At 64.9% G+C, this 13719-nt stretch carries 14 protein-coding genes; 12 read left to right on the top strand and 2 right to left on the bottom strand.

What is annotated here, in order from left to right; translation table 11 throughout:
* The first annotated feature begins 1 nt into the window (after position 1).
* From U5A82_RS17955 to U5A82_RS17910, 10 genes are all read left to right on the top strand, one after another.
* Positions 2–2140, top strand: coding sequence for an RNA degradosome polyphosphate kinase (locus tag U5A82_RS17955; protein ID WP_326292248.1), 2139 nt, complete (start codon positions 2–4; stop codon positions 2138–2140).
* 6 nt (positions 2141–2146) lie between these two features.
* Positions 2147–3664 carry a Ppx/GppA family phosphatase gene (locus tag U5A82_RS17950; RefSeq protein ID WP_326292247.1) on the top strand — a complete coding sequence of 506 codons (1518 nt, stop codon included), beginning with the start codon at positions 2147–2149 and terminating at the stop codon, positions 3662–3664.
* Between the two features lie 126 nt (positions 3665–3790).
* Positions 3791–4462, top strand: coding sequence for a queuosine precursor transporter (locus U5A82_RS17945; protein WP_326292246.1), 672 nt, complete (start codon positions 3791–3793; stop codon positions 4460–4462).
* A 149-nt stretch (positions 4463–4611) separates the two neighbouring features.
* Complete coding sequence (gene argB, locus U5A82_RS17940) at positions 4612–5529, top strand: acetylglutamate kinase (RefSeq protein WP_326292245.1); 918 nt, start codon at positions 4612–4614, stop codon at positions 5527–5529.
* Between the two features lie 17 nt (positions 5530–5546).
* Positions 5547–6107: a DUF1993 domain-containing protein gene (locus tag U5A82_RS17935; RefSeq protein ID WP_326292244.1), complete on the top strand. Its 561-nt coding sequence runs from the start codon at positions 5547–5549 to the stop codon at positions 6105–6107.
* A gap of 124 nt (positions 6108–6231) precedes the next feature.
* Entirely contained in the window at positions 6232–6546 is a 315-nt protein-coding gene (locus U5A82_RS17930; RefSeq protein WP_326292243.1) for a YggT family protein, read from the top strand.
* Entirely contained in the window at positions 6543–6869 is a 327-nt protein-coding gene (locus U5A82_RS17925) for a DUF167 domain-containing protein (RefSeq protein WP_442802219.1), read from the top strand. The genes U5A82_RS17930 and U5A82_RS17925 overlap by 4 nt, the downstream gene beginning before the upstream one ends.
* On the top strand, positions 6866–7759 hold the full coding sequence (folD, locus tag U5A82_RS17920) for a bifunctional methylenetetrahydrofolate dehydrogenase/methenyltetrahydrofolate cyclohydrolase FolD (RefSeq protein WP_326292241.1): 894 nt from the start codon (positions 6866–6868) through the stop codon (positions 7757–7759). Before U5A82_RS17925 ends, folD begins: the two co-directional genes overlap by 4 nt.
* Before the next feature lie 4 nt (positions 7760–7763).
* Positions 7764–8420, top strand: a complete 657-nt coding sequence (locus U5A82_RS17915) for a YybH family protein (protein WP_326292240.1) — start codon at positions 7764–7766, stop codon at positions 8418–8420.
* On the top strand, positions 8417–9034 hold the full coding sequence (locus U5A82_RS17910) for a MarC family protein (protein ID WP_326292239.1): 618 nt from the start codon (positions 8417–8419) through the stop codon (positions 9032–9034). Before U5A82_RS17915 ends, U5A82_RS17910 begins: the two co-directional genes overlap by 4 nt.
* A 117-nt stretch (positions 9035–9151) precedes the next feature.
* Here the strand turns inward: U5A82_RS17910 and U5A82_RS17905 are convergent, their stop codons facing one another.
* The gene (locus U5A82_RS17905; RefSeq protein WP_326292238.1) at positions 9152–9832 is read right to left on the bottom strand and encodes a YiaD family glycine zipper/OmpA-like lipoprotein; all 681 of its coding nucleotides are present in this window, start codon (positions 9830–9832) and stop codon (positions 9152–9154) included.
* A gap of 151 nt (positions 9833–9983) precedes the next feature.
* Here U5A82_RS17905 and U5A82_RS17900 point away from each other — a divergent pair, with 151 nt between their 5' ends.
* On the top strand, positions 9984–11300 hold the full coding sequence (locus tag U5A82_RS17900) for a hemolysin family protein (RefSeq protein ID WP_326292237.1): 1317 nt from the start codon (positions 9984–9986) through the stop codon (positions 11298–11300).
* Between the two features lie 656 nt (positions 11301–11956).
* Here the strand turns inward: U5A82_RS17900 and U5A82_RS17895 are convergent.
* Entirely contained in the window at positions 11957–12586 is a 630-nt protein-coding gene (locus U5A82_RS17895; protein WP_326292236.1) for a c-type cytochrome, read from the bottom strand.
* A 185-nt stretch (positions 12587–12771) separates the two neighbouring features.
* Between U5A82_RS17895 and U5A82_RS17890 the strand changes: the two genes are divergently transcribed.
* Positions 12772–13662 (top strand): prephenate dehydratase, encoded by an 891-nt coding sequence (locus U5A82_RS17890; RefSeq protein ID WP_326292235.1) that lies wholly within the window; start codon positions 12772–12774, stop codon positions 13660–13662.
* The last annotated feature ends 57 nt before the right edge of the window (positions 13663–13719 follow it).

Raw genomic sequence — 13719 nt, 5'->3', positions numbered from 1 at the left:
CGTGGCCGAAGCCGATCCCTCCGCCAGCCTGACGCTGCCCAGCGACCGTTATTTCAACCGTGAGCTGTCCTGGCTGGCGTTCAACCAGAGGGTGCTGGAGGAGGCGATGAACCGCGCCCATCCGCTGCTGGAGCGGCTGCGCTTCCTGTCCATATCCGGCGCCAACATGGACGAGTTCTTCTCCGTCCGGGTTGCCGGGCTGAAGGGGCAGCAGTTGCAGAATGTCGATCTGCGCTCCGCGGACGGGCTGACCCCCGCGCAGCAGGTCGCCGCCCTGACCGAGGAAAGCACGCGACTGATGGTCGCGCAGCAGAAGGTGTGGGGCGCGGTGCATGACGAACTGGCGCAGGTCGGGATCGAGGTCATCGGTCCGGGCAGCGAGATGGACGACGCCTGCGGCCAGTGGCTGCGCGAACATTTCCTGACGCAGATTTTCCCGATCCTGACGCCGCAGGCGCTGGACCCGGCGCACCCCTTTCCCTTCATCCCCAATCAGGGGCTGTCGATCATCTTCGACCTGGAGCGCCTGTCGGACAAGCAGCCAATTCGCGAATTGGTGATGATTCCGCCGACGCTTGCGCGGTTCGTGCGCGTTCCCGGCGAACCGGCGCGCTATATGGCGCTGGAGGCGGTGATCCGGCGCTTTTCGGCCGACCTGTTCCCCGGCTATCGCGTCCGCAACAGCGGCGTGTTCCGCATCATCCGCGACAGCGACATCGAGATCGAGGAGGAGGCCGAGGATCTGGTCCGTCATTTCCGCAGCGCGATCAAGCGGCGGCGGCGCGGCCGGGTGATCCGCATGGAGATAGAGGAGCGCATCCCCGAGCCGGTGGAGGAGATGTTGCAGGACATGCTCCAGGGGCATGAGGCGGTGGTGGTCGAGGTGGAGGGCTTCATCGGCATCGGCGACCTGTCCGGCATCGTCGATGCCGACCGGCCCGACCTGAAGTTCGAACCCTATGTGCCGCGCTTCCCCGAACGCATCGCCGAATATGGCAGCGACTGTTTCGCGGCCATTCGGGCGAAGGACATCGTCGTCCATCATCCCTATGAAGCGTTCGACGTCGTCGTGTCCTTCCTCAAACAGGCGGCGTCCGACCCGGATGTCGTGGCGATCAAGCAGACGCTCTATCGTGCGGGCAAGCAGTCGGCGATCATCCGCGCCCTGATCGACGCGGCCGAAGCGGGCAAGTCCGTGACTGCCGTGGTCGAGCTGAAGGCCCGGTTCGATGAGGAACAAAATCTGATGTGGGCCGACGCGCTGGAGCGCGCGGGCGTGCAGGTGGTCTATGGCTTCATCGACTGGAAGACCCATGCCAAGATTTCCATGGTGATCCGGCGGGAGGGCGAGCAGTTCCGCAGCTACTGCCATTTCGGCACCGGCAATTATCACCCGATAACGGCACGGATTTACACCGACCTCAGCTTCTTCACGGCCGATCCGGCCTATAGCCGCGATGCGGCCGCGCTGTTCAATTACATCACCGGCTATGTGGAGCCGGAGCGGCTGGAAAAGCTGGTCATGTCGCCGCGCGACCTGCGCAATACGCTGTGTCAGCTGATCGATACGGAGATCGACCATGCGCGCGCCGGACGGCCGGGCACCATCTGGGCCAAGATGAACAGCCTGGTCGATCCGGCGATCATCGAGAAACTCTATGCGGCCAGCAATGCGGGGGTGCAGATCGACCTGATCGTGCGCGGCATATGCTGCCTGCGGCCCGGGGTTCCGGGCATGTCGGAGAATATCCGGGTGAAGTCGGTCGTCGGCCGCTTCTTGGAGCATAGCCGCATCGCCGTGTTCGGCAACGGCAACGCGCTGCCCAATAATGGCGCGAAGGTCTTCATCAGTTCGGCCGACTGGATGCAGCGCAATTTCGATCGGCGGGTGGAATTCATGGCGCCGATCGAAAATCCGACGGTGCACGACCAGATATTGGACCAGGTGATGGTCGCCAACCTGATCGATACCGAACAAAGCTGGTCGCTGGACAGCGATGGCCATTACACGCGGCTGGAGCCGGGCGACAAGCCGTTCAACCTGCACCGCTATTTCATGACCAACCCGTCGCTGTCGGGACGCGGGGCGGCGTTCGACAATGAAGCGGTGCCCACGCTGCGCCTGCGCGGAAGGGCCTGAGCCAAGATGAATTCGATGCTCAGCCGGGTGCGCGCGGTCGCCGAAAGCATGGCCACCTCGCCCGAGCCAGCCCATGCCCGCACGGCGATCATCGACATCGGGTCGAACAGCGTCCGCCTGGTCGTGTATGACGGGCCACGGCGTATTCCCTTCATCCTCTTCAACGAGAAGGTGATGGCGGGGCTGGGCGCATCGCTGGCGAAAACCGGCGCGATCGAGCCGGAGGCAATGGACCGGGGCTTGCGCGCCATCGGGCGCTTCGCCCATCTGTGCCGCGCGATGAAGGTCGCCGACATACGCTGCGTCGCCACCGCCGCCGTGCGCGACGCGACCAACGGGGCCGAGTTCATCACCCGCGCCAAGGCGATGGGCCTGACGGTCGAATTGCTGACCGGCGCGCAGGAAGCGATCGGCGCGGCGATGGGGGTGCTGTCGGGCATTCCGCAGGCGGACGGGATCGTGGGCGACCTGGGCGGCGGCAGCCTGGAACTGGCGCGCATTCGTCATGGCGCGGTGGAGCAGACGATATCCCTGCCGCTGGGCGTGCTGCGCCTGCCGCAGATCCGGGCGAAGGGGCCGCGCGCGCTGGAGCGGATGGTCGCCAAGATGCTGGAGAAGGCGGGCTGGTCGCCGGAACCGGACCTGCCCTTCTATCTGGTGGGCGGATCGTGGCGGGCGCTGGCGCGGTTCGACATGCAACTGACCAGCTTTCCCCTGCCGGTCGTCCATCAATATGAGATGAGCGCGGCGCGGGCCGAACAGTTGACCCGGATCGTCAGTCATGTCGATCGGGCCCGGTTGAAGCAGATACCCGCCATGACCGGATCGCGCGTGCCGACCTTGCCGGACGCGACGGCGCTGTTGTCGATCGTGGTGCGGCAGTTGAAGTCCAGCCGAATGATCGTGTCGGCCTATGGCCTGCGCGAAGGGTTGCTCTACGAAGCCCTGCCGGAAGACATTCGCGCCCACGATCCGCTGCTGGTGGCGGCTGAGGCGGAAGGGGAGGCGCAGGCGCGCTTTCGCGGGCATGGCGACCGGATCGAGCGCTGGATCGCGCCGCTGTTTCCCGACGATGATGTGGCGGCCCGGCGCATTCGCCGCGCCGCTTGTCTGCTGGCCGATGTCAGCTGGCGCGCCAACCCGGATTTCCGGGCGGAGCGAGGGGTGGAGATCGCGTTGCATAGCAATTGGGTCGGCATCACGGCAGCGGAGCGCGCGATGCTGGGGCAGGCGCTGTGCAGTCATTTCGGCGGCAGCGTGTCTGCGCTGAACAGCCTCGATCGGATCGCCACGCCCGAAGCGCTGCGCCGCGCGGTGCTGTGGGGGCTGGCCATTCGCCTGGCCCAACGCCTGTCGGGCGGTGTCGAAGGGCCGCTGGCGGTATCGCATCTGGCGCGACAGGGTGATCGCATCGACCTGCACCTGCGCGATGGTGACGCCGACCTCTATGGCGAAGCGGTCGAGCGGCGGCTGCGCAATCTGGCGCAGGCGATGGGGCTGAAATACCGGTTGCTGGCGGGGTAGGAGCCGCTTGGGAGGCTGGCTCGCTGCGCTCGCTACCCACCCCCGGCCCCTCCCTAAAAAGGGAGGGGAGAAGAAGGGGGAAGTCGCCATCTTCCCCAACGCAGCGATTCCCGGTAAGGGCGGTCGATGACCTCCTCGCCCGCGCTCATCAGCCGTTCGCTCTTTTCCTTTTCGATCTTCTATGGCGGCATGGTCTGCATCGCAGGCGTGCTGGGCAACAAGCAGGTGGCGTTGGGACCGCTGGCGGCGATCGGGCCGATGGTGGGGCTGGGGCCGCTGGCGGTGGAGGCGGGTATTTTCGCCTTCCTGCTGCTGGTCACCATTTCCAGCGCGGTGGCGGAATTGCATGGTCGCGCCATTGCCACCCGGCTGGTCCAGATCGGCTTCCTGCCGCTGATCGCATCCATCCTGCTGTCGATCGTCGTGCTGGCCGCACCGGCGGCGGGCGACATGGACCCCAAGCGGGCTGAAGCCTTTGCCATGATGATGGGCGGCACGCCGCGCATCTGGCTGGGCGGGATCATCGCCTATGGCATTTCGCAGACGCTGAACGTGACTTTGTTCGCGGCTCTCAAGGGGCGGGAAGGCAGCCGGATGCTGTGGCTGCGCGCTGCGACCGCCAGCATCCTGTCGCAGATCGTGGACACGCTGCTGTTCGTGTCGATCGCCTTTTACGGGGTGTTCCCGATCGGCGAACTGCTGCTGGGGCAGATGCTGGCGAAGGTGCTGTTGTCGGCCATTTTGGTGCCGCCGGTCATCTATCTGCTGGTCGCGCTGGGGCGGCGGCTGGATCGCTGAGCGGCGATCATCGCACGTAAAAGAGACAGCGAGTTGGACAGTTGTGGGTGATTGCAATTCGAATGTCATTCGTTAGCTAACTAAATATAAAGGCAGGCTCCGCACCTCCCGCGCAAACCATATTCTTGCTCAAGTGGTGCATTGGCCCTATGCGCCCGCGCATGAACAGCAAGCACGCTCCCGATCCCGCGCTCCTGGCGAAGGCCGAAACCCTTGTCGAGGCGCTGCCCTATATGCAGCGCTATGCGGGCAAGACCTTCGTCGTCAAATATGGCGGCCACGCGATGGGCGATCCCGAAGCCGCGCGCGATTTCGCCGAGGATGTGGTGCTGATGAAGGCGGTCGGCATCAATGTCGTCGTCGTCCATGGCGGTGGGCCGCAGATCGGCGCGATGCTCAAGAAACTGGGCGTCGAGTCGCAATTCGTCGGCGGCCTGCGCGTGACCGACGCGGAGACCGCCAAGATCGCCGAAATGGTGCTGGCCGGATCGATCAACAAGGAAATCGTCGGCTGGATCGCGGGCGCGGGCGGCCGGGCGGTCGGCATTTCGGGCAAGGACGGTGGCCTGGTCCTGTGCGAGAAGGTCGGCGGTCGTCGCGAGGCGGACCCCAATTCCGGGATCGAACGCAATGTCGACCTGGGCTTCGTCGGCGATCCGGTGTCGGTCGATCGGCGCATTCTGGACACGCTGGCGCAGGCGGGGATCATTCCGGTGGTCGCGCCCGTCGGCATCGGCACCGACGGCCATACCTATAATGTCAACGCCGACACGATGGCGGGCGCGATCGCGGCGGAATTGAAGGCGTCGCGCTTCTTCCTGCTGACCGATGTCGCGGGCGTGCTGGACAAGCAGGGACAGTTGCTGACCGACCTTAATCCGGCGGCGATCGCGATATTGCAGGAAGACGGCACGATCAGCGGGGGCATGATCCCCAAGCTGGAAACCTGCGTCCGTGCGGTCGAAAGCGGCGTCGATGCCGCCGTCATCCTGGACGGCCGGGTGCCCCATGCGATGCTGCTGGAAATCTTTACCGATCGCGGCGCGGGCACGCTGGTGCGGGCATGACGACGGCCGGATCGTCCATGTCGCTGACTCAGCTTCTCGTCCCGACATTCACGCAGATGCTGCGAACGCTGTCCGCGCTGCTGGACAAGGCACAGGCGCAGTTGCCCGATCCGCAGGCGCTGCTGTCGGCGCGGCTGGCGGAGGATATGTTTCCGCTGGCGACGCAAATCCGCTTCGCCTGCGTGCAGGCGCAGGAGGCAGTGTCCCGCCTGCGTGGCGAAGCTTTCCCGGCATCGCGCGACAGGCTGCTGGAGGAAGGGCGCAATGCGGGCGAGCGGCCCGGATCGCTGGAGGATGCCAAGACCCGGATCGCGGAAACGCTGGCGTTGCTCGATGCTCTAACGCCCGATGCGCTGGACGTGGCGGGGGATGCGCCGATTGCGCATGAACTACCCAACGGCATCATATTCGACTTGAGCGCAAACCAATATGCGCGGGACTGGGCGTTGCCGCAATTCTATTTTCACCTGATGACGGCCTATGCGATCTTGCGGGCGCAGGGTGTGGCATTGGGCAAGGCCGATTATGTGTCGCACATGTTCGCCTATCTTCGGCCCGGCACGTTGCCAGCAGCCTGAGCCGGGTGACAGGACATAGGCGCGTCGTTGGTCGAATAAGCGTCGCGCGCCGCTTGTCGCGGATCGGCCCCAACGCTAGATAGGAAGTCGCATTTGCGGCAGCGCAGCATGGAAGGCCGGTAGCTTGTTGGAATTTCTGAACGCCCTGAACGGCATCGTCTATATCGTGCTGGAAGCGATATGGTGGATCATCATCGTACAGGCGGTGCTGAGCTGGCTGATCGCGTTCAACGTCATCAACACGTCCAACGAATATGTCCGCAACGGCCTCTATGCTCTCGATCGGATGACCGAGCCGCTCTATCGCCCGGTGCGCAAGTTCATGCCCGATCTGGGCGCGCTGGACCTGTCGCCGATGGTCGTGCTGCTGGCGGTCATCATCCTGCAGGGACCGGTGCGCGAGAATCTGTTCGCGGCGCTGATGCGGGCGGCGGCCTGAACCCTGTCTGGAGCCAGGCAGGCGATGATCTGTTGCTCGCGATCCGGCTGACGCCAGGATCGGCGAAGGACGATATCGGCGGCCGGTGGATCGATGCGCAGGGCGCGGGCTGGCTATGCGCCCGCGTTCGCGCCGTGCCGGAAAAGGGCAGGGCCAATGGTGCCCTGATCGCGCTGCTGGCGAAACGGCTTGATTGGCCCAAAACCACGATTTTGCTGGAATCGGGCGACACCAACCGGCTAAAGCGGCTGCGCATAGTGGGCGGCGGGCAGGCGTGTGCCCGGCTCGCGCCGCTTATCGAAACATGGGTAGAACAGACATGACCATCGGCAAGATCATCGACGGCAAGGCGTTCGCCGCCACTTTGCGCGAGACGGTGGCGCAGGGCGTCGCCGCGTTCGTCGAGCAGGCGGGGCGTAAGCCGGGTCTGGCCGTGGTGCTGGTGGGCGAAGATCCGGCGAGCAGCGTCTATGTGCGGTCCAAGGGCAAGATGACGGTGGCGGCCGGCATGGAAAGCTTCGAATTCAAGCGGCCCGACAGTATCGGCGAGGAAGATCTGCTCGACCTGATCGAGGAACTGAACCAGGACGAGCGTGTCGATGGCATATTGGTGCAGTTGCCGTTGCCCAAACATATCGACGAAGCCGCCGTGATCGGCGCGATCGACCCGGCCAAGGATGTCGACGGGTTCCATGTCGTCAATTCGGGCAAGCTGGCGACGGGGCAGGACGCGCTGGTGCCCTGCACCCCGCTGGGTTGTATCATGTTGCTGAAGGACGAGCTGGGCGACCTGTCGGGGCTGGAAGCGGTGGTCGTGGGCCGGTCCAACATCGTGGGCAAGCCGATGGCGGCGTTGCTGCTGGCCGAAAGCGCGACCGTGACGATCGCGCACAGCCGCACCCGCGACCTAGCCAGTGTCGTGCATCGCGCCGACATCGTCGTCGCGGCCGTGGGCCGGGCGGAGATGGTGAAGGGCGAATGGATCAAACCTGGCGCGACCGTGATCGACGTGGGCATCAACCGCGTCGCCGATACCGAAGATGGCAAGAGCCGGATCGTGGGCGACGTCGCCACGGCCGAGGCGCTGGCCCATGTCCGCGCGATCACGCCGGTGCCGGGCGGGGTCGGGCCGATGACGATCGCGGTGCTGTTGCGCAACACGCTGGTCGCGGCGCATGCGCGCGCTGGCCTGCCCAAGCCTGCGGGACTGTAGGATTGTGGGGGCGCGGCTGGCACTGCTGATCCTTGGCGCGGTGGCGGTCGTCGCGGCCAAGCCGCCGCCGCGCTTCCAGCCCGATCCCAGCAGCGTGATCGCGGCGGAAATCGCGTTCAACCGGCTGGCGCAGGAAAAGGGGCAATGGACCGCCTTTGCCGAGACGGCGGCCGACGATGCGGTGATGTTCGTGCCGCAGAAGGTAATGGCGAAGGACTGGTTGAAGAAACAGGCCAATCCGGCGGCGTCGATCAACTGGGCGCCGTCGATCGTCTATGTGTCGTGCGACGGCAATCTGGCGGCCAGCACCGGCAACTGGAAACGGCCGAACGGTTCGGCGGGATATTTCACCACCCTCTGGCGGCGCGACAAGAAGGGCCGGTGGCAGTGGATATTGGACCATGGCGATACGCTCAGCACCGCGCGCGCGACACCGGAATTCATGAGCGGCAAGGTCGCGACCTGCAAGCGCGGGGCGCGGGGCGATGCGCTGCCGCCGCCGCCCGGCAAGAAGGGGGATGTACCGCCGATGCCGACGGATGAGAGCCTGCTGTGGAACGCCGATGTCGCGACAGATGGCAGCCGCCGCGTGACGGTGCGGATGTGGACCGGCGCGGCCTATGAGACGGTGATCGACGATCAGGTGAAGGCAGGGTCATGATCGAACTGTTCATTTCCGCGTTCATCACCCTGTTCGTGGTGATCGATCCGCCCGGCTGCGCGCCGATCTATGCCAGCCTGACGACAGACGCGAACGCGGTGCAGCGCCGGGCGATGGCGATCCGTGCGGTGGGGATTGCGGCGGCGATCCTTTTCGTCTTCGCGCTGTGGGGCAAGCAACTGCTGGGTACATTGGGCATCGCGCTCGACAGCTTTCGCATCGCGGGCGGGATCATGCTGTTCCTGATCGCGATGGACATGGTGTTCGAGAAGCGCACCGAACGGCGCGAGGACAGGGCGCAGAAGATCGCGGAAACGCCGGAGGTGGAGGACGTGTCCGTCTTTCCCATGGCGATGCCGATGATCGCCGGGCCGGGATCGATCGCGACCGTCATGCTGCTGATGTCGCGCGCCGACGGGATGGCGGAGCGGATGGTGGTGCTCGGCGCGGTGCTGGTGACGCTGCTGCTGATGCTGGGATCTTTGCTGGCGGCCGGGCCGCTGATGGCGCTGCTGGGGCGCAAGATCGAGGCGGTGATCACCCGGCTGCTGGGCGTGCTGCTCGCCGCGCTGGCGGCGCAGTTCGTGATCGACGGGTTGAAGGCGAGTTTTTAATCCTCCCCGGCACGGGAAGGTGGCAGGCGAAGCCTGACGGAGGGGGTGCGCCCGTGGCACGCCCCCTCCAGCACTCGCTTTGCGAGCGGTCCCCCTCCCCTTACCGGGGAGGACGGATCAGCCCCGTACGTCGTTTTCGGTGACCGGCGCGATCTTGATTTCGACGCGGCGGTTGGCGGCCTTGCCCTCTTCGGTCGCGTTCGACGCGATCGGCTGGGTCTCGCCGAAGCCGCGCGTGCCGATGCGGGCCGATTGGACGCCACGGCTGACCAGATAGCTGGACACCGCCTGCGCGCGCCGTTCGGACAGCGTCTGGTTGTAGGCGTCCGCGCCGTCGCTGTCGGTATGGCCATACACGTCGATATAGGTTTTGGGATATTGCGACAGAACCGACGCGACGTCGTTCAGCGTGGGCTGGAATTGCGGCTGCACGTCCGATTTGTTGAAGGCGAAGGTGATGCCGGACGGCATGCGCAGCAGCAGATTGTCACCATCGCGAATCACGTCGACACCGCTGCCGGCGGTGTCTTCGCGCAACTTGCGTTCCTGCGCGTCCATATAGGCCCCGACGCCCGCGCCAGCGACCGCGCCGATGCCAGCGCCCAGGATCTTTTCGGTGCGGTCGTTGCGCCCGCCGACCAGGTCACCCAGCAGGTAGCCGCCCAGCGCACCGCCGATGCCGCCGATCGCGGCCTTGGAAATGCTGCGCTGACCGGTTTCGGGGTCGGTCGTGCAGGCGGTGGTGGTCAGCATGGCGGCCAGCCCGGCGGCGCCGATGATGCGGTGCGAAATCCTCATGGTCCTGTTCCCTTGTCTTTTCGTCCGTTCGAGGGCGACTAAGACCTTAATCGCCGAGCAGAAATCTTTGTTCCACAAGCGAACTGAACGGATGGTGAGGGGAGTGTTGTGAAATTGAAAGATTAATGGTTATAGGAGGTAGCTGACCACCATGGCCACGATCCCTCCCCTTAATCCGACGCCCTTCCCCTGGGCAGACCTTGTCATCATCCTGGCGCTCGTTGCGCTGAATGGTGTCTTCGCCATGTCCGAACTAGCGATCGTGTCCGCGCGCAAGCCACGCTTGCAGGCGATGGAGAAGGCGGGGCGCAAGGGGGCGAAGGCCGCGCTGGCGCTGGCGGCCGACCCCGGTCGGTTCCTGTCCACAGTCCAGATCGGCATCACCCTGATCGGCATCGGCACCGGCGCCTATTCGGGCGCAAGCCTGGGCGGGCCGGTCGGCGAGCGGATGCAGGCGCTGGGGCTGGCCCCCAATCTGGCGCAGAATGCCGGGTTCGCCCTGGTGATCGGCCTGACCACCTATGCCTCACTGATCGTGGGCGAGCTGGTGCCCAAGCAGTTCGCACTGCGCGCGCCCGAGCCGATCGCCGTGCTGGTCGCCGTGCCGATGCAATGGCTGGCGAAGCTGACCGCGCCGATCGTGTGGATATTGGATGGGTCGAGCAGCCTGATCTTCAAGCTGCTGGGGCTGGCGCGCGAATCGGAACATCATGTCACCGCCGAGGAACTGCACCTGATCGTCGCGGAGGCGAGCAAGTCCGGCATCATCGAGGAAAGCGAGCGCGCGATCATCTCGGGCGTCGTACGGCTGGCCGACCGGCCGGTGCGCGAGGTGATGACGCAGCGGATGGACGTCGACTGGATCGACATCGCCGCCGACGATGCGACCATTCGCAGCCGCCTGCTGGAAACGCCGCACACCCGCCTGCCGGTCGGGCGCGGTTCGGTGGAGGACATCATCGGCATCGTGCAGGCGCGCGACATCATGACCGCGCTGTTCCGGGGCGAGGCGCTGAACGTCGGCGCGCTGATGCGCCGGGCGGAGGTGCTGCCCGATCAGGTCGATGCGATGGACGCGCTGGAAGTGCTGCGCCGGTCCGACGTGCCGATGGTGATGGTGCATGACGAATATGGGCATTTCGAAGGGATCGTGACCCCGGCGGACCTGCTGTCGGCGATCGCCGGCCATTTCGCGTCCGACCGCGACGCCTATGACGAACCGGACGTGGTGGAGCGGGAGGACGGCAGCCTGCTGGTGTCGGGGCAGATGCCGATCGACCAGCTGGCCGACCGGATCGGCATCGACCTGTCCGAGGACCGCGACTATGCGACCGTGGCGGGCCATGCGCTGTGGCTGCTCAAGCGCTTGCCCGAAGTCGGGGATTATATCGATGACCAGGGATGGCGATTTGAGATCGTGGACATGGACGGGCGCAAGATCGACAAGTTGCTGGTGGCGGAGAGGTGAGGCGTTACGTCTTATGTAGAACGCTTGAACGTGACTGCTATACCAGTAGCGGACACGAGTGACTTGAGCGAGAGTTCTGTCATGCGCGGCTGGTCCATTCTCTTGTTTGCCGGTCTTTGTGTTCAGTCCTCCGTCGGTGAAACGCAAACACCTGGCATCGTGCCTGTCCCTGCGACGCGGCAATTGAGCGGTCTAACTGCCGGGGAAGCGACAACTCTTATTGAGAAAATGGAAGACGCCCAGCGTGGGTTGCGAGCCGGACAGTTTCAGCCATTCGAGCTTCTTGCTGGTTCCATTGCGTCATACGACCAGACCAAGGTCGCACCACGAGAGGCTTTTCTGAGCGTTCCGTTTCAGAAGGTATGGAGCATCCGGCGTACGACCAGGGATAATAGGCTCTGGCAGCCATACCGACTGACTTACTCACCGAACGGTCTTAGTCAACTATACTGAGACATTGAGGTGGTGCTAGGTCTCAACGGGAACATTGAGCGGGTGCTCATGATATACAAACCGCCAGCACCATTCTGACTTACGGTGGCCAATGTCCGCTTCCACCCAAGTCAGCCATCACGTTACACGCCAACATCGCCCAAACGACGAAGGGCGCGGCACCATGGCGCCGCGCCCTTCGTCGCTTTGCTTTACCGCCCCGCTTATTCGCTGGCGTTGGCCGCGTTCGCTGCGGGGGCTTCCGTCGCATTGGCGGCGTTGCCCGCTTCGGCGGCGTTTGCGCCTTCCGCAGCGGCGGGCGCGGCGTCGGCGGCGGGGAGGGGAAGGTTGGACCCCTGGGTGTTGAGCCAGGCGATCAGGTTCGCGCGGTCGACCGGATTGCCAAGGCCCGCGAAGGTCATCTTGGTGCCGGGGGCGAATTCACGCGGGCTTTTCAGCCAGTGATCGAGATTGTCGAAAGTCCACTCTCCGCCCTTGCTCTTGAGCGCGTCGGAGAAAGCGAAGCCGCCCTTGCCCTGGCCGATGCCTTCGCCGACCGTGGCGTAGAGATTGGGACCGATGCCATTGGCGCCGCCCTGATTGACGGTGTGGCAGGCGGCGCATTTTGCGAACACCTTCTCACCGGCTGCGACGTCGGCGCTGGCGAGCAGGGTGTTGAGGCCGGGACCGCTGTCGCCGCCGCCTTCGCCTTCCGCTTCGACGCCTTCGATCGCATAGCCCATCTTTTCAGGCCGTTCGTCATGAAAATATTTGGAACTGACGATCCCGCCGCCAAGCGCGATAATCCCTGCAAACAAAGCCCAGCCAGCCACGGTATTGAAACGATCGCCCATTTCGCTCGACTTCCCTTGCGTTTCTGTTCTGGCGGCTGTCTTCCGCGCCCCCTCTTGTGCGCTGCCATAATGGCGGACACGCCGCCATGCAAGCCGGGTTGGCACGGTAAATCGCCCTTTGCCCGCAGATATACCCTTGTGGCGCTTGCGCGCGCTTGGCCGAAACCTTAAGCGCGCAGCCAGTCATGGACCATTATCCCGCCCCCGCCCGCGCGATCGTTGCGGACCTCGCCGCCAAGGCTGCGCTCGATCCGACGCGCGCCGTCGCCTATCAGGGCGCGCCCGGCGCCAACTCGCATCTGGCCGCGCTGGGCTATGCGCCCGATTGCGTGCCGCTGCCCTGTTTCGCGTTCGAGGATGCGATCGACGCGGTGCGCCATGGTCAGGCAGCGCGGGCGATCATCCCCATTGAAAACAGCCTGCACGGGCGCGTGGCGGACATGCATTTCCTGCTGCCCGAATCGGGGCTGGCGGTGATCGACGAATATTTCCTGCGCATCCGCCACTGCCTGATGGCCCCCGACAACAGTCCGGTGAAGAGCGCGATCAGCCATCCCCAGGCGCTGGGGCAATGCCGCCATTATCTGCGTGAGCGCGGCATCCAGCCGGTCGCCTATGCCGATACGGCGGGCGCGGCGGCGCTGGTGGCGGAAACGCGCTTGCCCGGCGAAGGCGCGATCGCGCCCTATCTGGCGGCGGAACTCTACGGCCTGCGCCTGATCGCCGAGAATATCGAAGATAGCGACGACAATATGACCCGCTTTCTGGTGCTGGCGCGCGAGCCGAAGATGCCCGCCGCCGACATCGGCAAGGTGATGACGACATTTCTGTTCGAGGTGAAGAATGTGCCCGCTGCGCTCTACAAGGCGATGGGCGGCTTTGCGACCAACGGGGTCAATATGACCAAGCTGGAAAGCTACCAGCGTGGCGCGAGCTTCGCTGCGACCGAGTTTTTCTGCGACATCGAAGGCATGCCGGGCGATCCGGCGGTCGACCGGGCGCTGGCGGAGCTGGAGTTCCACACGAAGTGGGTGCGGCAGCTGGGCAGCTATCGTCAGGCGCGGCCCCGGACTTAATTTGCAACGGCAGGGACATACGTCTTCCGCTTTCCCCGCAGCGTAACCCGGCCTATA

The organism is Sphingobium sp. CR2-8 (genome assembly GCF_035818615.1).
In the GTDB taxonomy this organism is placed as follows: domain Bacteria; phylum Pseudomonadota; class Alphaproteobacteria; order Sphingomonadales; family Sphingomonadaceae; genus Sphingobium.
The sequence above is the reverse complement of the archived record's forward strand: the minus strand, read 5'-3'. Positions and strand labels throughout refer to the sequence as shown.

Bases quoted from the DNA above. Each gene is read 5' to 3' on its own strand.
- U5A82_RS17950 (WP_326292247.1), top strand. From the start codon at position 2,147: ATGAATTCGATGCTCAGCCGGGTGCGCGCGGTCGCCGAAAGCATGGCC.
- U5A82_RS17945 (WP_326292246.1), top strand. From the start codon at position 3,791: ATGACCTCCTCGCCCGCGCTCATCAGCCGTTCGCTCTTTTCCTTTTCG.
- argB (WP_326292245.1), top strand. From the start codon at position 4,612: ATGCGCCCGCGCATGAACAGCAAGCACGCTCCCGATCCCGCGCTCCTG.
- U5A82_RS17935 (WP_326292244.1), top strand. From the start codon at position 5,547: ATGTCGCTGACTCAGCTTCTCGTCCCGACATTCACGCAGATGCTGCGA.
- folD (WP_326292241.1), top strand. From the start codon at position 6,866: ATGACCATCGGCAAGATCATCGACGGCAAGGCGTTCGCCGCCACTTTG.
- U5A82_RS17910 (WP_326292239.1), top strand. From the start codon at position 8,417: ATGATCGAACTGTTCATTTCCGCGTTCATCACCCTGTTCGTGGTGATC.
- U5A82_RS17905 (WP_326292238.1), bottom strand. From the start codon at position 9,832: ATGAGGATTTCGCACCGCATCATCGGCGCCGCCGGGCTGGCCGCCATG.
- U5A82_RS17900 (WP_326292237.1), top strand. From the start codon at position 9,984: ATGGCCACGATCCCTCCCCTTAATCCGACGCCCTTCCCCTGGGCAGAC.
- U5A82_RS17895 (WP_326292236.1), bottom strand. From the start codon at position 12,586: ATGGGCGATCGTTTCAATACCGTGGCTGGCTGGGCTTTGTTTGCAGGG.
- U5A82_RS17890 (WP_326292235.1), top strand. From the start codon at position 12,772: ATGGACCATTATCCCGCCCCCGCCCGCGCGATCGTTGCGGACCTCGCC.